An 18655-nucleotide genomic window follows, 5' to 3' on the forward strand; every position below is an offset into this window, starting at 1 on the left:
GAATCATAACAGGCTCGCCCGGCGCCAGCTGATGGGTGGCGGCTATCGGCCGCAGCCGGCACCCGGCGCTACAGCGACTGCATCAGCTTGCGCACCCCGGCCACATGGCGCCGGCTGACCACCAGCGAATCGCCCTCCAGCCCCTTGAGGAACAGCTGGAAGTGCCCCAGCGGCGTGCGCTGCAGGCGCTCGATGCGCTCGCGGGCGACCAGGGCGTTGCGGTGGATGCGCACGAAGCGCTCGCCGAACTCGTCTTCCAAGGCCTTCAGCGGCTCGTCCAGCAGCACCTCGCCACCCTCGTGGCGCAGGGTCACGTACTTGTGATCGGCGATGAAATAGACCACGTGATCCAGCGGGATCAGCTCGATGCCCTTGCGCGTACGGGCGCTGATATGGCTGCGCGGGCCGCTGCCGCTCTCGGCGGCCGGCCGGGTCAGCGCCGCCAGCTGCACCCGGTTGGGCCGCTCGGCCTTCTTCAGCGCCTCGCTGAGGCTCTCGGCGCGCACCGGCTTGACCAGGTAGCCGACCGCGCTGACCTGGAAGGCTTCCAGGGCGAATTCGTCGTGCGCCGTGCAGAAGATCACCGCCGGCGGCGCCTCGCGCTCGCACAGCTTGGCGGCGACCTGCAGACCGTCCAGCCCGGGCATGCGGATATCCAGCAGGACCACGTCCGGCTTGAGGCTGTCAATCAGGGTCAGGGCCTCCTCGCCATTGCTGGCGGCGGGCTCCAGGACCCGGTAGCCCTCGAGTTCGCCGACCATGCGGCTGAGGCGCTCGCGGGCGAGGGGTTCGTCGTCGACGATCAGGACATTCATATTGCTCTGGCTTCCTGCGTGAGTCTCGCACAAGGATAGCGTAGACAGCTGTAATGGCGGCCGTCACGGCGCTCCACGCTGAGACTGGCGCGCGGCCCGAAAAGTGCCGCCAGGCGCGCGTCGATATTGCTCAGCGCTTGGTGCGTTCCCCGCGACGGGTGCTGCTCGCCCCGCTCTTCATACGGATTGCTGACACACAAGCTGAACACACCATCCTGGTAGTCCGCCTCGATCCGCACCAAGCCGCCCTCGATGCGCGGCTGAATGCCGTAGATCAACGCATTTTCCAACAGCGGTTGCAGGGTCAGCTGGGGAATCGGCAGATCCTCCGGCACACCCTCGACCTCCCACTGCAACTGTAGCCGTTCGCCGAGCCGATAGTGCTCGATCGACAGATATCGTTTCGCCAGTTCCAGTTCCTCCTTCCAGGGCACCAGACTGCCGGGCTTGGCCAGGCTGGCGCGAAACAGGTCGGACAGATCCAGCACCGCCTGTTCGGCCTTGAGCGGGTCGACCGCCACCAGGCTGGCGATGCTGTTCAGGCTGTTGAACAAAAAATGCGGGCGGATGCGCGCCTGCAGCGATTCGATGCGCGCGCGCAGCTCGGCCTGCTCCTGCCGCCGCCATTGGCTCTGCAGGTAGAAATAGCGTAGCAGCAGCGCGGACATGATCAGGCCGATCAATGCATGGCGCAGATAAAGGTTGACCTCGCCGCTGCGTGGCAGCGGCCCGCCCAGCTCGTAGTAGTCGGCCACCGCCGTGCAGCCCAGGGTCAGCACCACTACTAGGGCGCAGCACAGGCCGCCGGCCAGCGCCGGACGCAGGCGCGCCAGCAGCGGCCGCAGGCGGCACAGCAGCGCCGCCGAAAGCAGCACGATCCACTGCACGAACAGCGAGGTCAGCGCCAGGCGCACCCAGTCGAAGCCGGGCAGCATCGGCTCGGACAGCACCAGCACCAGCACCAGCAGCTCGGCCAGCAGCACCATGCTCAGCAGCGCTTCCGGCTGGCACAGTTCGGGAACGAAGAAGTCGTCGGCAGACGCGTTGTGGTTGTTCTTGGCAGGGACTTGTTTTGGCATCGACGCAGTTTCCGTGTCGCCCGGCGGGCCGGCAAGCCAGACGGCTCCGGCCGGGCAAAATAAAGCACCGAAATGCCGCCGCCGCGACAAAATTGTGAAGCAGCCGACAGCGCCGACGCCTGCTGGGCGGCAAACGCGGCGCGGCGAAAGGGCCACCGACCCTGTTATTATCGGCGCACTTTGTCCGCCATGCCGGCCGCCGCACGCGGCCCGCCCGATCCAGAGCCCGAACCATGAGCAGCGAAAAAACCAACCAATCCTGGGGCGGCCGCTTCAGCGAGCCCGTCGACGCCTTCGTCGCCCGCTTCACCGCCTCGGTGGAATTCGACAAGCGCCTATATCGCCACGACATCATGGGCTCCATCGCCCACGCCAGCATGCTGGCCAAGGTCGGCGTGCTCACCGATGCCGAGCGCGATGCGATCATCGACGGCCTGGGGCAGATCCAGGCCGAGATCGAGGCCGGCAGCTTCGACTGGCGCGTCGACCTGGAAGACGTGCACATGAATATCGAGGCGCGCCTGACCGACCGCATCGGCGTCACCGGCAAGAAGCTGCACACCGGGCGCTCGCGCAACGACCAGGTGGCCACCGACATCCGCCTGTGGCTGCGCGACGAGATCGACCTGATCCTCGCCGAGATCACCCGCCTGCAGCAGGGCCTGCTGGGGCTGGCCGAAGCCGAGGCGGACACCATCATGCCCGGCTTCACCCACCTGCAGACCGCCCAGCCGGTGACCTTCGGCCACCACCTGCTGGCCTGGTTCGAGATGCTGTCGCGCGACTACGAGCGCCTGGTGGACTGCCGCAAGCGCACCAACCGCATGCCCCTGGGCAGCGCCGCGCTGGCCGGCACCACCTACCCGATCCAGCGCGAGATCACCGCACAGTTGCTGGGTTTCGACGCCGTTGGCGGCAACTCCCTGGACGGCGTGTCGGATCGCGACTTCGCCATCGAATTCTGCGCCGCCGCCTCCCTGGCGATGATGCACCTGTCGCGCTTCTCCGAAGAGCTGGTGCTGTGGACCAGCGCCCAGTTCCAGTTCATCGACCTGCCGGACCGTTTCTGCACCGGCAGCTCGATCATGCCGCAGAAGAAAAACCCCGACGTACCGGAGCTGGTACGCGGCAAGAGCGGCCGGGTGTTCGGCGCGCTGATGGGCCTGCTGACCCTGATGAAAGGCCAGCCGCTGGCCTACAACAAGGACAACCAGGAAGACAAGGAACCGCTGTTCGACGCCGCCGACACCCTGCGCGATTCGCTGCGGGCCTTCGCCGACATGGTCCCGGCGATCAAACCCAAGCGCGCGATCATGCGCGAGGCGGCGCTGCGCGGCTTCTCCACCGCCACCGACCTGGCCGACTACCTGGTGCGCAAGGGCCTGCCGTTCCGCGACTGCCACGAGATCGTCGGGCATGCGGTGAAATACGGCGTGGACAGCGGCAAGGACCTGGCCGAGATGAGCCTGGACGAGCTGCGCCAGTTCAGCGGCGAGATCGAGCAGGACGTGTTCGCCGTGCTGACTCTGGAAGGCTCGGTCAATGCTCGCGACCATATCGGCGGCACCGCGCCGAACCAGGTGCGCGCCGCCGTGGTGCGTGGCCGCGAGCTGCTGGCGGCACGCTGAACGAGCAGCGCAACGGGCCTGCCTTTTCTCCAGCGGAAGAAGGCAGACGGCACGCAACACCTAGCGGAGAATCCCTCGCATGAGCGATCACGACGACAACGAAGAAGATTTCGCCGAAGCCACCCTGATCCAGGCCATCGAGAACCAGCTGGAAGCCGGCGAGCCGGCCGCCGCGCAGGCGGTGTACAACAAGCTCAGCCTGGTCGGCTATGCGCGCGAGGAAATCCTCCAGCTGATGGCCCTGGTGCTGGCCCACGAGGTCGACGCCATGCTGCGTGACGACCGCCCGTTCGATGCCGCCTGGTACGAGCAGGCCCTGCGCGCCCTGCCGGAGCTGCCCGAGCAGCAGGACTGAATGCGGCGAAGGTCGCACAGGCGAGCGCGCAAATCCCTCACTACACTGCACAGACCCGAACCCGGCAGTCGCGTCGGCCTTATAACAACAAGAGCGGAGTCGCCATGAAATCCTTTACCCCCGAACTGATCGACGAGCTGGAAATCCTCGCCCTGTACAACCTGGACAATCACCAGGAGGGGCTCAAGGTGCACAACAATGCCTCGTTCAAGGCCCAGGGCGCCATCACCCGCCTGCATGAGAAGGGCCTGGTCAGCCAGGCCGACGGTGGCTACCTGACCAGCCTGGGCATCGACGCCGCCGAACACGCGCAGAGCCTGCTGACCATTCTCAGCACCAGCAAGACACCCGCTTAAGCAAGATCCTTCGCCCGCCGCCCTACACTATCGGCCCCGGCGGGCGATATAGCGTCAGGCACTGCAGTGGATGCGCGCCGCTGATAGGCTTGCACCATTCCCCGTAGAGCTCGAGCATGACGCGCACCCTGGAAATTCGCCCGGACATCGACGACGGCATCGACCGCAAGGTGCTGGCGCAGCTGCGCGCGCGCTTTCTGCAGATCAACCAGGGCCGCCTGCAGCGCGCGCGGCAGGGCCTGTCGACGCGCCAGCAGCTGGTGCTCAAGCTGCTGCCGCTGCTGCTGCACGTCAACCATCCGCTGCTGCCGGGCTATGTCTGCGCCAGCACGCCGGCCGGCCTGAGCGGCTTCGAGCCGGACGACGAGGTGCTCGCCGAAGTCCAGCGTCTGACCCGCTCCTTCGTCTACAAGCCGCGCCGCGGCCAGGGCGCCGCGCCGCTGCACGGCCTGTTCCTGATGGGCAGCCTGGGCACCGTGGCGCAGGCCGAGCAGAGCGACATGGACCTGTGGCTGTGCCACGCGCCGACCCTCAGCGCCCGGGAACTGCAGGACCTGCGCAAGAAGTGCGACCAGCTGGAGAGCTGGGCCGCCACCCAGGGCGCCGAAGTGCACCTGTTCCTGGTCGACCCGCAGCGCTTCGCCCAGGGCGCGCGCGAGGCGCAGCTGAGCTCCGACGACTGCGGCACCACCCAGCACTACCTGCTGCTCGACGAGTTCTACCGCACGGCGATCTGGCTCGGCGGGCGCACGCCGATCTGGTGGCTGGTGCCGGTCTACGAAGAGCCGCGCTATCACGACTACTGCCGTACCCTGCTGAGCAAGCGCTTCGTGCGCGCCGAGGACGTGCTCGACCTCGGCCACCTGGCGCACATCCCGCCGGAGGAGTTCATCGGCGCCGGCATGTGGCAGCTGTACAAGGGCATCGAGTCGCCCTACAAGTCGGTGCTCAAGCTGCTGCTCACCGAGGTCTACGCCAGCGAGCACCCCAGGGTCGAGTGCCTGTCGCTGCGCTTCAAGCAGGCGGTGTTCGAGGGCCGCCTCGACCTCGACGAGCTCGACCCCTATATCGTCGTCTACCGGCGCCTGGAGGAGTACCTCGGCGCCCGCGGCGACCGCGAGCGCCTGGAGCTGATTCGCCGCTGCCTGTACCTGAAGGTGAACAAGAAGATCAGCCGGCCGCCGACCCGCGGCCGCACCAAGAGCTGGCAGCGCCTGCTGCTCGAACGCCTGACCGGCGAGTGGGGCTGGGATGCGCGCCAGCTCAGCCTGCTCGACAGCCGCAGCCAGTGGAAGGTGCGCCAGGTCGGCGCCGAGCGGCGCGTGCTGGTCAACGAACTGACCTACAGCTACCGCTTCCTCTCCCAGTTCGCCCGCAGCGCACAGACCGGCAGCTCGCTGAACAACCGCGACCTCAACGTACTGGGCCGACGCCTGTACGCCGCCTTCGAGCGCAAGGCCGGCAAGGTCGAGTTCATCAACCCGGGCATCGCCCCGGACCTGGCCGAGGACACCCTGACCCTGGTGCGCCACCCCAGCCCGGAATCGCCCGAGGAACATCAGTGGGCGCTGTTCAACGGCAGCCTGGGCACCCAGGAATGGCCCGACTTCGCCCCGCTGAAGCGCGCCCGCGAGCTGATCGAACTGCTCGCCTGGTGCCACCGCAACGGCGTGATCGACGCCAGCACGCGGCTGTCGCTGCACCCGGGCAACAGCGATCTCAGCGAGTTCGAGCTGTCCAACCTGATCGCCAGCCTGCAGCAGGCCTTCCCCCTGCCGCTGCCCAGCGTGGCGGAGGCCGCCCTGCTGCGCGCCAGCCGCCCCAGCCAGGTGCTGCTGCTGGTCAACGTCGGCGTCGACCCGCTGCCGCAGCACAGCCAGATGAACGTGCACATGACCAGCGGGCGCACCGACGCCCTGGGTTATTCCGGGGTGCGCGAGAACCTGGTGCTGACCCTCGACCAGATCGTGCTCAACAGCTGGAACGAGTTGCAGGTCAGCCGCTACGACGGCGCCGACGCCCTGCTCGACTGCCTGCGCGACCTGCTCAACAGCCTGCCGTCGGACGGCGCGCAGCCCCAGGTGCAGGTGCGCTGCTTCTGCCGCAACCGCGCGACGGCCATCGCCGAGCGGGTCGAGGAGCTGCTGCGCGACCTGCTCGCCACCTACGCCGAGGGCCGCCAGGCGCGCTACCTGGTGCAGATCCGCCAGCACTACCACGTGCTGCAGCTGACCCCGGGCCAGGTCAGCCATGCCGTGCTGGGCGATTTGCCGGCGCTGCTCGACCACCTCGGCGGCGAGCAGGAGCTGTACAGCCCGCTGCACCTGGACCGCCACGCGCTGGACGGCGATGACCTGGCGCTGATCCTGCCAATGGGCCGGCCGCAGTGCATCCAGCTGTTCTATCGCCTGCACGAGAGCACCGGCGACGCCGAGCTGACCCTGCTCGACGAACACAACGCGCTGTGGCGCCGGCGCCTGCCGTTTCGCGACGAACAGAGCCTGCTCACCCCGCTGCAGCGCTTCCTGCAGTCGCTGCTGTACCGGCGCAACGCCATGCTGCCGCTGGACAGCGGCGATGCCGGGCCGGCGCTGGAAATCCTCTACTACCAGCTGCTGCCCGCCGCGCCGCTGCGCGCCCAGCGCCTGGAACGCCGGCCGCCGCCGCAGGCGCCGGTCAGCCACCCGTTCTACGACGTGCAGGCGATCCTCGAACCGGGCGACGGCCGCCAGCCGCACGTCACCCTGTACTGCAACCACCGCGAGTTTTCCGAGCTGGAGTACGGCCGCGAGCTGTACCGCGCCGTGGCCCGGCATATCCTCGCCCAGCGCGCCGGCGGCGAGCGCTACCCCTGCTACATCACCGACCTCGACCTGTCCGCCCTGCTCGCCAGCCAGCAGGCGCAGACCGTGCACTACCTGCGCTACAAGAGCGAACTGGAGGATGCACTGAACGCGGCGCTGCAGCAGGCCTGAGAGCCCTCAGTCGCGCATCGGCGCCTGGGGATGGAGCAGGGCGTAGAGATAGCAGTCGGCCAGGCTGTGGTTGTCGGCTACACCGCCGTAGCTGGCAGTGAAGCTCACTGCCAGGCCCAGGTGCTGGTACAGCCAGCGGTCGCTGACCGCGGGCGGCACCTCGGGCACCAGGTCGCTGTCGTTGACCAGGCGATAGGTGGGTACGTCCAGACCGTTGTAGTAGGCGGCAAAGGCCGGTGCGGCCAGGCGCGGACTGGCGAAGTTGTAGTGCTGCAGCGGCAGCGAGGGACAGCGCAGGCGCAGATCGGGCACCGCCAGGCTGCTCAATGCGCAGCCGAGGCTATGCCCGCAGAGCCATAGCGCCTGACTCGGCTGCAGGTGGTCGAGTGCCTGCAGGGCCTGGTCGCGCAGCGAAGCATAGAGCGTGAGGAAACCGTCATGCACCTGACCGACGCCGGCCTGCCAGGGGTAGGCCCGCTGGTCCAGGTCGAGGTCGTCGAGCCAGTCCTGCACCGACTCGGTGCCGCGGAACACCAGGTAGCAGTCGCCCCGCGGATCGCAGGCGGCGAAACCGAAAGGCTCCGCCTCGTCGAATATCCAGAACTCGGTGAGGCTGCTCCACACCACCGCGGAAAAACGCCAGCCCGGCAGCGCCGGCGCTTGCCAGTGGAAATCCTGTGCCCGTCGCGGCCGGCCCTGGGCCTGCCACTGCTGGTACTGATCGTAGGCCGCGACCACCAGCTGGGCGCAGCCCAGGGCGCGGGACAACTGGAAACCTTGGGGGAAATAGAGGGGCAGACTGGGCATCGCAGGGCCTCCTTGCCGGACAAGCTCATACTCTAGTCCAGCGCCCCGCGCAGCGGCCACTCAGCGAACGTATTCGCCCGCGGCCTCCGGCTGGTATTCCACCGCCAGCAGGGTCAGCTTGAGCAGCTTGCCGCCAGGCGCCGGCCAGTCGATATGCTGGCCGACGGACAGGCCGAGCAGGGCGCAGCCGATCGGCGCGAGGATGCTGACGGTGCCCTCGCCGCCGGCGTCCTGCGGGTAGACCAGGGTCAGGTGGTAATCCTTGCCGCTGCTCTCCTCGCGGCAGTGCACCCGCGAGTTCATGGTCACCACGCCGGCCGGCACCTCGTCGTGCCCGACCACCTCGGCACGATCCAGCTCGGCCTGCAGCGCGGTGGCGCCGGGGCCGAGATCCTCCAGGCTGTCGAGCAGACGCTCGAGGCGCTGCAGGTCGAGACGGGTAATGGTGATAGCGGGCGTGTTGCTCATGATGGCGGCCTGACTCCTCGTGCTGGGCGCAGAAAAAGCAAAACCCCGCCCGAAGGCGGGGTTTTGCGAAACCTTAGGCCGACCCTAACACAGCCGGGCAAATAAACAAGACCGCCCGGTCAGGGCGCCGCCTTGCGCTGGCGCAGGCGCTGTTCGGCCTCGCGGCAGATCTGCCGGCGCCGGGCGTCGTCGGCCGCGCCCCAGTCGAGGATGTCCTGCAGGGTGCGACCGCAGCCGAGGCAGACGTCGCCATCGTCCAGGCAGCACTGGCGTCGGCAGGGCGAGGCCAGCGGCGCCGTGTCGCGCGAGCCGGGCTCAGAGCTCATCGAACTCCAGCTCGGTGCCGCACTGCTCGAGGGTGATACGCACCAGCATCTCGCCCAGCTGCTCGTCGCTGCTGTCGCAGATCCAGCGCTCGCTGGCTTCGTCGAAGTCGAAGTGGAAGCCGCCGGAACGCGCCGCCAGCCACAGCTGACGGATCGGCTCCTGACGGCTGAAGATCAGTTGGCTGCCGTTGTCGAAACGCACGGTGAGCACGCCGCCGCTGTTCTCCAGGTCGACGTCCAGACCGCTGTCGTCAAAGATGTCTTCCACCGCCTGCTGGGTGGCATCGACCAGGTCGTGGAAGCGGGCTTCGCTCAGGCTCATCGGGGTGTCCTCACAAGGTGCAGCGACTGCAGAAAAATAGGCGAAAACGCCAGACCGGGGTAGCCGGCCTAGCCGAGAAGGTGGCGACGGTACTCGCCAGGACTCCCTCCCGTCCAGCGGCGAAAGGCGCGCGCCAGCGAACCGGGCTCGCTGAAGCCGACCAGAAAGGCGATTTCCGCCAGCCCCAGCGCCGGGTCGCGCAGGTAGTGCAGCGCCAGTTGCTGGCGCGTCTCGTCGACCAGCTGACTGAACGACAGGCCGCCTTCGCGCAGGCGCCGCTGCAGGGTGCGCGGGCTGAGCGCCAGGGCGCTGGCGATGGCCTCCAGATCCGGCCCCTGCTCGGGCAGCTGGCGCGCCAGTTCCAGGCGCGCCCGATCCAGCACGCTGTGACCCTGGCGCAACTCGCCGAGCAGGCGGTCGGCGTAGGCGTCGAGCATCAGCCGCACCTGGGCGTCGGCCTGGCCCAGCGGCACCGCCAGCAGGCGCTTGGGGAACACCAGGGCGTTGTCGGCCTGGCCGAACAGCACCGGGCAACGGAAGATCCGCTCGTGCTCGGAGGTATCGGCCGGCGCCGGGTGCTGGAAGCGCACCTCGCTGGGCGGGATGTCCAGGCCGCTGATCCAGCGACCGAAGCTGACCCAACCGGCCAGGGTCTCCTCGCTGAGCTGGCGTTGCTGCTGCGCCAGCAGCGGCTGCCAGCTGTGCGCCACCAATGGCTCGCCACCGGGGCGCGGCGGCTCGTCGTCGAGGCCGACCAGGCCCAGGTTGCCGACCAAGGCGGCATAACGCGCCTGGCGATGCAGGGCATCGGCCAGGGTCGCGCAACTCATGATCAGGTAGCCGAGCACGCCGTAGTAGCCGGGCCGCACCGCCTCGCCCAGGTGCAGGCCGAGGCAGTCGTCGCCGCTCAGCCGCACGCCTTCGCCGAGCAGGCTCAGGTAGGCGCTGGCGGCAATGCGCTGGTCGCGCTGACCGAGCACTTCGGGGGCCAGCTGGGCATGGGCGAGCAGCGCCGCAGGGGCTATGCCCTGGCGTTGCAGGTGATCGACCAGGCCCTGCAGGTAGGCGACCGAGACCGAACTGGCCAGTGTGGCGGGATTGTCCATCGAGGCTCCTTGGGCTTGCCCCATGCTAACCCAGGCGTCGGCAAACGCCGCGCAAGCTGGCGCCAGGGCCACGCGCAGATTGAGCCAGCCCCCGCCAGGCGGGCGCCTGGCGCATAGGCAAGGGGGCGGGGGGTCGGTATACTCCGGCGCAATTCACGCTTATTTCAAGGACCGCCCCATGAAGCGACTGACCCTCGCGCTCCTCGCCGCCGTCTGCCTGCTGGCCGGCTGCGGACAGAAAGGCCCGCTGTACCTGCCGGGCGACGAAAACGCCGGTAACAGCCGAGACCGTTTCGAACTCTGAAGGAGCACCCCATGGAAGCCTTTACCTACCGCGACGGCGAGCTGTTCGCGGAAGGTGTCGCCCTGTCCGCGCTGGCCCAGCGCTTCGGCACACCGACCTACGTTTACTCGCGCGCCCACATCGAGGCGCAGTACCGCGCCTATGCCGATGCCCTGGCCGGCCTGCCGCACCTGGTCTGCTTCGCCGTCAAGGCCAACTCCAACCTCGGCGTGCTGAACGTGCTGGCGCGCCTCGGCGCCGGTTTCGACATCGTCTCCAGCGGTGAACTGGAGCGCGTCCTGGCCGCCGGCGGCGAACCCAGCCGCATCGTCTTCTCCGGCGTCGGCAAGAGCCGCGACGACATGCGCCGCGCCCTGGAAGTGGGCGTGCACTGCTTCAACGTCGAATCCAGCGTCGAGCTGGAACGCCTGCACAAGGTGGCGTCCGAACTGGGCGTCAAGGCGCCGGTGTCGCTGCGGGTCAACCCGGACGTGGACGCCGGCACTCACCCCTACATCTCCACCGGCCTCAAGGAAAACAAGTTCGGCATCAACATCGAGCAGGCCGAGGCGGTCTACGCCCGCGCCGCCGAACTGGCGAACCTGGAAGTGATCGGCGTCGACTGCCATATCGGCTCGCAGCTGACCACCCTCGAACCCTTCCTCGATGCCCTGGATCGCCTGCTGCTGTTGGTCGACAAGCTGGCCGGCCGCGGCATCCACATCCGTCACCTGGACCTGGGCGGCGGCCTCGGCGTGCAGTACCGCGACGAGCAGCCGCCGCTGGCCGGCGACTACATCAAGGCCGTGCGCGAGCGCATCAAGGGCCGCGACCTGGCCCTGGTGTTCGAGCCGGGCCGTTTCATCGTGGCCAACGCCGGCGTGCTGCTGACCCAGGTGGAATACCTCAAGCACACCGAGCACAAGGACTTCGCCATCGTCGATGCGGCGATGAACGACCTGATCCGCCCGGCGCTGTACCAGGCCTGGATGGACGTCTCGCCGGTGCAGCCGCGCGCCGGTGAGCCGCGCAACTACGACCTGGTCGGGCCGATCTGCGAAACCGGCGACTTCCTCGCCAAGGATCGCCAGCTGGTGCTGGCCGAAGGCGACCTGCTGGCGGTGCGTTCGGCCGGTGCCTACGGCTTCGTCATGAGCTCCAACTACAACACCCGCGGCCGCGCCGCCGAGGTGCTGGTGGATGGCGAGCAGGCCTATGAAGTGCGTCGGCGCGAGACCGTCCAAGAGCTCTATGCCGGCGAAAGCCTGCTGCCGGCCTGAGGGCGACGCCATGCTATTGCGCTTTACCAAGATGCACGGCCTGGGCAACGACTTCATGGTCCTCGACCTGATCAGTCAGCATGCCCACGTGCAGCCCAAGCACGCCAAGCAATGGGGCGACCGCCACACCGGCGTCGGCTTCGATCAGCTGCTGATCGTCGAGCCGCCGAGCCACCCGGACGTCGACTTCCGCTACCGCATCTTCAACTCCGACGGCTCGGAGGTGGAGCAGTGCGGCAACGGCGCGCGCTGCTTCGCCCGCTTCGTGCTGGACAAGCGCCTGACCACCAAGAAGGTGATCCGCGTCGAGACCAAAAGCGGCGTGATCGAGCTGCGCGTACAGAACGACGGCCAGGTCTGCGTCAACATGGGCGCGCCGCGCCTGGAGCCGGCGCAGGTGCCGTTCCAGGCCGAACAGGCGGCGCTGAGCTACAAGGTCGAGGTGGACGGCGAGACGGTCGAGCTGGCCGCATTGTCCATGGGCAACCCGCACGCCGTGCTGCGCGTCGACAGCGTCGACGACGCGCCGGTGCGTGAGCTGGGGCCGAAGCTGGAACATCACCCGCGCTTCCCGCAGCGGGTCAACGTCGGCTTCCTCCAAGTGCAGGACCGCCAGCATGCGCGCCTGCGCGTGTGGGAACGCGGCGCCGGCGAGACCCTGGCCTGCGGCACCGGCGCCTGCGCCGCGGCAGTCGCGGCGATCCGCCAGGGCTGGATGGATTCGCCGCTGCAGCTGGAACTGCCGGGCGGCAAGCTGTCCATCGAGTGGGCAGGCGAAGGGCAGCCGGTTATGATGACCGGGCCCGCTGCGCGCGTATACGAAGGACAGGTTCGCCTATGACAGACCAGCAGGATTGCCCCAAGCCGCTCGACTCGGAAACGGTCGCCGCCTACCTGCGCCTGCATCCGGAGTTCTTCATCGACCATGAAGAACTCATTCCCGAGCTGCGTATTCCGCACCAGCCCGGCAACGCCGTGTCGCTGGTCGAACGCCAGGTCAAGCTGCTGCGCGAACGCAACATCGAGATGCGCCACCGCCTCGGCCAGCTGATGGACGTGGCGCGCGACAACGACCGCCTGTTCGACAAGACCCGCCGCCTGGTGCTCGACCTGCTCGACGCCGGCAGCCTGGAAGAGGTGGTCGGCGCGGTGGAAGACAGCCTGCGCCACGAGTTTCAGGTGCCCTTCGTCGGCCTGATCCTGTTCAGCGACAACAAGCTGCCGGTAGGCCGCTCGGCCACCCTGGCCGAAGCGCATGCGCAAATCGGCGGCCTGCTCAGCGGTGGCAAGACCGTCTGCGGCGTGTTGCGTCCGCACGAGCTGGAGTTCCTGTTCGGCAAGGACGACGCTGCCCGGGTCGGCTCGGCCGCCGTGGTTTCGCTCAGCCATCAGGGGCTGCACGGCGTGCTGGCCATCGGCAGTGTCGATCCGCAACACTACAAGAGCTCGCTCGGCACTCTGTTCCTCGGCTATATCGCCGAAGTGCTGGCGCGCGTGCTGCCCGGCTTCGCCACGCCGCTGCGCTCGGTACGCTAACGACTGTCGTCGGATGGGTTGAGCGGCGCACTATCCATCATGGCTCGATAGATCACCCGATGGTTACGCGCCGCGCGAGTGGCGCCACGCCCTCAACTCTGGTGTCTGGCGCCGCAAACCCATCCTACGAGGCTTGAAGCTTGAAGCTTGCAGCTGACCTTGACGCCTACCTCGAATACCTGCGTCGCGAGCGCCAGGTGTCGCTGCACACCCTCGACGGCTACCGCCGCGACCTCGGCAAGGTACAGGCCTTCTGCGAGGCGGAGGGGTTGGCCGACTGGGCCGCGCTGGATACCCGCGAGCTGCGCCGCCTGGTCGCTCGCCTGCACCAGCAGGGCCTGGCCAGCCGCAGCCTGGCGCGCCTGCTCTCGGCCACCCGCGGCCTGTACCAGTACCTGCTGCGCGAAGGCCTGTGCCGTCACGACCCGGCCGCCGGCCTCAGCCCGCCCAAGCGCGAACGGCGCCTGCCGCGCACCCTCGATGCCGACCGCAGCGCCCAGCTGCTCGACGGCGCGGTGGAGGACGACTTCATCGCCCGCCGCGACCAGGCCATGCTCGAGCTGTTCTATTCCTCCGGCCTGCGCCTGTCCGAGCTGGTCGGCCTGGACCTCGACGGCCTCGACCTGGCCGCCGGCCTGGTGCGGGTGCGCGGCAAGGGCAACAAGGTGCGCGAGCTGCCGGTCGGCCGTATGGCGCGCCAGGCGCTGGAGCAGTGGCTGGCGCTGCGCAAACTGGCGAATCCCGGCGACGGCGCGGTGTTCGTCAGCCAGCAGGGCCGCCGCCTCGGCGCTCGCGCGGTGCAGCTACGGGTGCGCCAGGCCGGCGTGCGCGAGCTGGGCCAGCACCTGCACCCGCACATGCTGCGCCACAGCTTCGCCAGCCATATGCTGGAGTCGTCGCAGGACCTGCGCGCGGTGCAGGAGCTGCTCGGCCACGCCGATATCGCCACCACGCAGATCTACACCCACCTGGACTTCCAGCACCTGGCCAAGGTCTACGACCAGGCCCATCCGCGCGCCAAGCGCAAAGGCGGTTCCGCATGAGCATTGAGCTGATCACCTTCGACCTCGACGACACCCTGTGGGACGTGACCCCGGTGATGCAGGACGCCGAGGCCGCCCTGCGCAACTGGCTGGCGCTGCACGCGCCGCGCCTGGGCGCAGTGCCGGTGGAACACCTGTGGCAGATCCGCAGCGGCCTGCTGAGCGCCGAGCCGATGCTCAAGCACCGCCTCAGCGAACTGCGCCGGCGCATCCTCCTGCATGCCCTGGAAGGCGCCGGCTACAGCCATGACGAAGCCCTGGCGCTGGCCGAGGCGGGGTTCCAGGTGTTTCTCAACGCGCGCCACCAGGTCGAACTGTTCGCCGAGGTGCACCCCACGCTGGAAGCCCTGGCCGAGCGTTACCAGCTCGGTGTGATCACCAACGGCAACGCCGACGTGCGCCGCCTGGGGCTATCGGAATACTTCCGCTTCGCCCTCTGCGCCGAGGAGCTGGGGGTGGGCAAGCCCGACCCCAAACCCTTCCGCGAGGCGCTCAGGCGCGCCGGGGTGGCGGCCGAGCGGGCGGTGCATATCGGCGACCACCCCAGCGACGATATCGCCGGCGCCCAGGCTGCCGGCCTGCGTGCGATCTGGTTCAACCCGCAGGGGCTGAGCTGGCAGGCCGAGACCACGCCGGACGCGCAGATCGCCAGCCTGGCCGAACTGCCGGCGCTGCTCGCTAGCTGGTAAGCCGTAGCCCGGGCCGGGCACAAAAAACCCGCCACAGGGGCGGGTTTCGTGCAGCGTGCCGTCCTCAGATAGGGCGGCTGCCATATTTGCTGTCGGGCTTCTTGGGCGGGTCGGCGACCACGTTGGGCTCCACCTCCTGCACCTTGCCGCCACGGGCGAGGAAATCTTCCATCGCCTTGGCCAACGCGTCGCGCTCTTTCTGCTTGGCTTCGATGCTCGGCAGCTCGTCGACTTCGACGGCCTTGGCCTTGCTCTTCTTGCCGCCGGCTACGACTTCGCCGTCGCCCTCGTCGCCGCTGTCGCCGTCGTCGGCAGCCGCCAGCTCCTCACCGTCGTCCTCGTCGGCCCCTTCCAGGTCGTCTTGTTCCAGGTCTTCGTCGCTCATGTTCAACCTCATGACTTGCGAAAAGCAGGTTAGTTATAGCCCAGTCGCGCAGGCTTCACTGCCCGACCGGAAAAAATTCAAATGACCTCGCCTTGCCAGGTCGCCAGCACCCGCCGGGCGCCGCCATGGTCGCGGTGCTCGCCGAGGTAGATGCCCTGCCAGCTGCCCAGCGCTAGGCGCCCGTTCTGTATCGGCAGCTGCAGCTGACAGCCCAGCAGGCTGGCCTTGAAGTGCGCCGGCAGGTCGTCCGGGCCTTCGTCGTCGTGTTCGTAGCCGCCCTCACCCTGCGGCACCAGGCGGTTGAAGAAACGCTCGAAATCGCGGCGCACCGCGGGGTCGGCGTTCTCGTTGACGCTCAGCGACGCCGAGGTGTGCTGCAGCCACAGATGCAACAGACCGACGCGCAGCTGCGCCAGTTCCGGCAAGGCGGCCAGCAGTTCGTCGGTCACCAGGTGGAAACCGCGACTGCGCGGACGCAGGCTGACGGTGCGTTGCTGCCACATCCGACTCTCGCTCCCGATGGCTTCAGCGCGCGCATTCTAGCGCGCCGTCAGAAAAAACAAAGGGCGCCCGAAGGCGCCCTTTGCGATTACCGGGAAAATCACTTGTTGGTGAATTCCGGGTAGGCCTCCATACCGCACTCGGCGATATCCACGCCCTCGTACTCTTCCTCTTCGCTGACGCGCAGGCCGATCACCGCCTTGATGATGCTCCAGACGATCAGACTGGCGATGAAGACCCAGGCGAAGATGCAGGCGATACCCAGCAGCTGGGCGCCCAGCGAGGCGTCGCCGTTGGTCAGGCACACCGCCAGCAGGCCCCAGATGCCGACCACGCCGTGCACCGAGATAGCGCCGACCGGGTCGTCGATCTTCAGCTTGTCCAGGCCGAGGATGGAGAACACCACCAGCACGCCGCCGACGCCGCCGATCAGGGTCGCCTGCAGACCGCTCGGGGTCAGGGGTTCGGCGGTGATGGCCACCAGGCCGGCCAGGGCGCCGTTCAGCGCCATGGTCAGGTCGGACTTGCCGAACAGGATGCGCGCCACGATCATCGCCGCGATCAGGCCACCGGCGGCGGCCATGTTGGTGTTGACGAACACCTGGGCCACGGCGTTGGCGTCTTCGATGGTGCTCATCTTCAGCTGCGAGCCGCCGTTGAAGCCGAACCAGCCCATCCACAGGATGAAGGTACCGAGGGTGGCCAGCGGCAGGTTGCAGCCGGGGATGGCGTTGACCTGGCCACCCGCGCCGTACTTGCCCTTACGCGCACCGAGCAGCAGCACGCCAGCCAGGGCCGCCGAAGCGCCGGCCATGTGCACCACGCCGGAGCCGGCGAAGTCGAGGAAGCCGGCTTCGTTGAGGAAGCCCGAGCCCCACTTCCAGAAGCCCTGCACCGGGTAGATGAAACCGGTCATGACCACGGCGAAAGCGAGGAAGGCCCACAGCTTCATGCGCTCGGCCACCGCACCGGAGACGATCGACATGCAGGTCGCGGCGAACACCACCTGGAAGAAGAAGTCGGAACGGGCCGAGTAGTAAGGCGCATCGTCGCCACCGGCGAGTACCGAGTCGACGCTGTTCTCGTCGCCGATCAAAAAGCCCAGGCTCGGCAGGATGCCGCCTTCCGGGCTGGAGTACATGATGTGGTAGCCGATCACCAGGTACATCACGCTGGCCACCGCGTACAGGGCGATGTTCTTGGTGAGGATCTCGGTGGTGTTCTTGGCGCGGACCAGGCCGGATTCGAGCATGGCGAAGCCTGCCGCCATCCACATCACCAGGGCACCGCAGATCAGAAAGTAGAAGGTATCGAAGCCGTACTGCAATGCAGTCAATGCTGTGTTGTCCATTTTTCACCTCTTGCCGGCGCTTATTGTGCGCTGTTCGGTTAAGACGCCCGGGTTGGCTCCGGACGCGTTCCGTATGCTTTACAGGTAGTTGCCACGCTCGATCTGGATCGCTGAACCCCCTGCGCCGCAAGGCGACCAGGCGTTCCCATCGCGGAGCGCGAGACCTGCGAGGGTCAGGCACAGCGGGGCGGCGAGGACTTCGCCGACTCCGGCATTCGTCGTCGACAGCGGCGCGAGACCGCCAATCGAGGGCAAAAGGGCTCCTAGCCCTGCGAAAGTTCGCAGAGTCATGGGTTTACTCCTGGGGCGTGGGGTTCGGAGGTTTTAGATCGCGTCGGTATCGGTTTCGCCGGTACGGATGCGGATCGCCTGTTCCAGATTGACCACGAAGATCTTGCCGTCGCCGATCTTGCCGGTGTTGGCCGCCTTGGTGATGGCCTCAATGACGCGATCGAGCTGATCGTCGGCGATGGCCACGTCGATCTTCACCTTGGGCAGGAAGTCGACCACGTACTCGGCGCCGCGATACAGCTCGGTGTGACCCTTCTGGCGGCCGAAGCCCTTGACCTCGGTGACGGTAATGCCCTGCACGCCGATCTCCGACAGCGACTCGCGCACATCGTCCAACTTGAACGGCTTGATGATGGCAGTGACTAGCTTCATGAAACTTTCTCCCGTGTAAGGTGGACTTGCCCCAGGAATTGCGAACCCGGCTCAAGTCTAAGCGCAGTGTCTGGCTTTTGTAATGCACCGACCGCCCAGCCTGGCGTGGCCGATACCCACCAACCGCTCCCGACGAAACACTCCCCCGCTCCGTCCGACGCACCGGTACTGCATCGGTGCATGAGTCGCTAGGCCCTAAGCAGAAATCTTGCCAGCTCCCATAAAAGCGCCGTGATTCAGGGTTTTACCTGCAGCCTGATGCAACCGGGGCGAGGCCGCGGCGGCACTTACGCACAAGATTGGTGCGCCATGCGCGCCGACCGTGCGCAAAAATCGTGCAGCTGACGGGACGACGTCCCGCCGCCGACCACGTGCTACACTGCCCGCCGTCTGTACTCGGAACCCGCCCATGCTGCCGCCCAAAGCCCTGCTCGACACCCTCAGTAGCCACGCCTCGCGCCTGTTCAGCGGCGACAGCCCGCTACCGCGCGCGGAGCTGGAGGCCCAGTTCAAGGCCCTGCTGCAGAGCGGCTTCAGCAAGCTCGAGCTGGTCAGCCGCGAGGAGTTCGACAGCCAGATGGTGGTATTGGCCCGCACCCGCGCGCGCCTGGAGGCGCTGGAAGCCAAGGTTGCCGAGCTGGAAGCCAAGCTCAACCCACCCGCCGACTGATCCAGCGGCGGGACCGA

Annotated in this window: 22 protein-coding genes; 11 read left to right on the forward strand and 11 right to left on the reverse strand. The window is 67.7% G+C overall.

Going from position 1 to position 18655, the window contains the following annotated elements:
* Nucleotides 1-68: 68 nt before the first annotated feature.
* Entirely contained in the window at nt 69-815 is a 747-nt protein-coding gene (locus ACW9UL_RS22100; RefSeq protein ID WP_021443294.1) for a LytR/AlgR family response regulator transcription factor, read from the reverse strand.
* Nucleotides 812-1894, reverse strand: a complete 1083-nt coding sequence (locus tag ACW9UL_RS22105; RefSeq protein WP_457788298.1) for a sensor histidine kinase — start codon at nt 1892-1894, stop codon at nt 812-814. The genes ACW9UL_RS22100 and ACW9UL_RS22105 overlap by 4 nt, the downstream gene beginning before the upstream one ends.
* 233 nt (nt 1895-2127) lie before the next feature.
* Here ACW9UL_RS22105 and argH point away from each other — a divergent pair, with 233 nt between their 5' ends.
* The 4 genes from argH to ACW9UL_RS22125 all read left to right on the forward strand — a co-directional run bounded on the left by argH (nt 2128) and on the right by ACW9UL_RS22125 (nt 7208).
* Nucleotides 2128-3522, forward strand: a complete 1395-nt coding sequence (argH, locus tag ACW9UL_RS22110) for an argininosuccinate lyase (RefSeq protein WP_457788299.1) — start codon at nt 2128-2130, stop codon at nt 3520-3522.
* A gap of 79 nt (nt 3523-3601) precedes the next feature.
* Nucleotides 3602-3877, forward strand: a complete 276-nt coding sequence (locus tag ACW9UL_RS22115) for a hypothetical protein (protein ID WP_457788300.1) — start codon at nt 3602-3604, stop codon at nt 3875-3877.
* Nucleotides 3878-3981: 104 nt separating this feature from the next.
* Nucleotides 3982-4233, forward strand: coding sequence for a TIGR02647 family protein (locus ACW9UL_RS22120; protein WP_122109441.1), 252 nt, complete (start codon nt 3982-3984; stop codon nt 4231-4233).
* Between the two features lie 116 nt (nt 4234-4349).
* The gene (locus tag ACW9UL_RS22125) at nt 4350-7208 is read left to right on the forward strand and encodes a class I adenylate cyclase (RefSeq protein WP_457788301.1); all 2859 of its coding nucleotides are present in this window, start codon (nt 4350-4352) and stop codon (nt 7206-7208) included.
* A 6-nt stretch (nt 7209-7214) separates the two neighbouring features.
* On the opposite strand, the gene ACW9UL_RS22130 is transcribed toward ACW9UL_RS22125, so the two are convergent.
* From ACW9UL_RS22130 to ACW9UL_RS22150, 5 genes are all read right to left on the reverse strand, one after another.
* Nucleotides 7215-8015 (reverse strand): lipase family protein, encoded by an 801-nt coding sequence (locus ACW9UL_RS22130; protein ID WP_457788302.1) that lies wholly within the window; start codon nt 8013-8015, stop codon nt 7215-7217.
* Nucleotides 8016-8075: 60 nt separating this feature from the next.
* Nucleotides 8076-8483 carry a nucleoside diphosphate kinase regulator gene (rnk, locus tag ACW9UL_RS22135; protein ID WP_457788303.1) on the reverse strand — a complete coding sequence of 136 codons (408 nt, stop codon included), beginning with the start codon at nt 8481-8483 and terminating at the stop codon, nt 8076-8078.
* Between the two features lie 119 nt (nt 8484-8602).
* Nucleotides 8603-8809 (reverse strand): DUF1289 domain-containing protein, encoded by a 207-nt coding sequence (locus tag ACW9UL_RS22140; RefSeq protein ID WP_021443481.1) that lies wholly within the window; start codon nt 8807-8809, stop codon nt 8603-8605.
* Nucleotides 8799-9131, reverse strand: a complete 333-nt coding sequence (gene cyaY / locus ACW9UL_RS22145; RefSeq protein ID WP_021443482.1) for an iron donor protein CyaY — start codon at nt 9129-9131, stop codon at nt 8799-8801. The genes ACW9UL_RS22140 and cyaY overlap by 11 nt, the downstream gene beginning before the upstream one ends.
* Before the next feature lie 68 nt (nt 9132-9199).
* Nucleotides 9200-10237: an AraC family transcriptional regulator gene (locus ACW9UL_RS22150; RefSeq protein WP_457788304.1), complete on the reverse strand. Its 1038-nt coding sequence runs from the start codon at nt 10235-10237 to the stop codon at nt 9200-9202.
* Between the two features lie 178 nt (nt 10238-10415).
* On the opposite strand from ACW9UL_RS22150, the gene lptM reads away from it, so the two are divergent.
* From lptM to ACW9UL_RS22180, 6 genes are all read left to right on the forward strand, one after another.
* Nucleotides 10416-10541: an LPS translocon maturation chaperone LptM gene (lptM, locus tag ACW9UL_RS22155; RefSeq protein ID WP_003242379.1), complete on the forward strand. Its 126-nt coding sequence runs from the start codon at nt 10416-10418 to the stop codon at nt 10539-10541.
* Nucleotides 10542-10552: 11 nt separating this feature from the next.
* Entirely contained in the window at nt 10553-11800 is a 1248-nt protein-coding gene (lysA, locus tag ACW9UL_RS22160) for a diaminopimelate decarboxylase (RefSeq protein WP_457788305.1), read from the forward strand.
* Between the two features lie 10 nt (nt 11801-11810).
* A complete protein-coding gene (gene dapF / locus ACW9UL_RS22165; protein WP_031302963.1) occupies nt 11811-12641 on the forward strand; it encodes a diaminopimelate epimerase in 831 nt (276 codons plus the stop codon).
* Nucleotides 12638-13336, forward strand: coding sequence for a DUF484 family protein (locus tag ACW9UL_RS22170; protein ID WP_021443486.1), 699 nt, complete (start codon nt 12638-12640; stop codon nt 13334-13336). The genes dapF and ACW9UL_RS22170 overlap by 4 nt, the downstream gene beginning before the upstream one ends.
* Nucleotides 13337-13476: 140 nt before the next feature.
* Nucleotides 13477-14379, forward strand: a complete 903-nt coding sequence (xerC, locus tag ACW9UL_RS22175) for a tyrosine recombinase XerC (RefSeq protein ID WP_122109447.1) — start codon at nt 13477-13479, stop codon at nt 14377-14379.
* Nucleotides 14376-15068, forward strand: a complete 693-nt coding sequence (locus tag ACW9UL_RS22180; RefSeq protein WP_021444674.1) for an HAD family hydrolase — start codon at nt 14376-14378, stop codon at nt 15066-15068. The genes xerC and ACW9UL_RS22180 overlap by 4 nt, the downstream gene beginning before the upstream one ends.
* 64 nt (nt 15069-15132) lie before the next feature.
* Here the strand turns inward: ACW9UL_RS22180 and sutA are convergent, their stop codons facing one another.
* The 4 genes from sutA to glnK form a co-directional block, all read right to left on the reverse strand.
* Nucleotides 15133-15453, reverse strand: coding sequence for a dormancy-specific transcriptional regulator SutA (gene sutA, locus ACW9UL_RS22185; protein ID WP_021444673.1), 321 nt, complete (start codon nt 15451-15453; stop codon nt 15133-15135).
* A 77-nt stretch (nt 15454-15530) separates the two neighbouring features.
* Entirely contained in the window at nt 15531-15956 is a 426-nt protein-coding gene (locus tag ACW9UL_RS22190; protein WP_122109449.1) for a secondary thiamine-phosphate synthase enzyme YjbQ, read from the reverse strand.
* Between the two features lie 98 nt (nt 15957-16054).
* Complete coding sequence (gene amtB, locus ACW9UL_RS22195; protein ID WP_397497539.1) at nt 16055-17305, reverse strand: ammonium transporter AmtB; 1251 nt, start codon at nt 17303-17305, stop codon at nt 16055-16057.
* Nucleotides 17306-17629: 324 nt separating this feature from the next.
* Nucleotides 17630-17968 carry a P-II family nitrogen regulator gene (glnK, locus tag ACW9UL_RS22200; RefSeq protein ID WP_003096476.1) on the reverse strand — a complete coding sequence of 113 codons (339 nt, stop codon included), beginning with the start codon at nt 17966-17968 and terminating at the stop codon, nt 17630-17632.
* Nucleotides 17969-18377: 409 nt separating this feature from the next.
* Between glnK and ACW9UL_RS22205 the strand changes: the two genes are divergently transcribed.
* Nucleotides 18378-18638 (forward strand): accessory factor UbiK family protein, encoded by a 261-nt coding sequence (locus tag ACW9UL_RS22205; protein WP_037052746.1) that lies wholly within the window; start codon nt 18378-18380, stop codon nt 18636-18638.
* The last annotated feature ends 17 nt before the right edge of the window (nt 18639-18655 follow it).

It is taken from the genome of Pseudomonas sp. PL-6 (assembly GCF_054110165.1).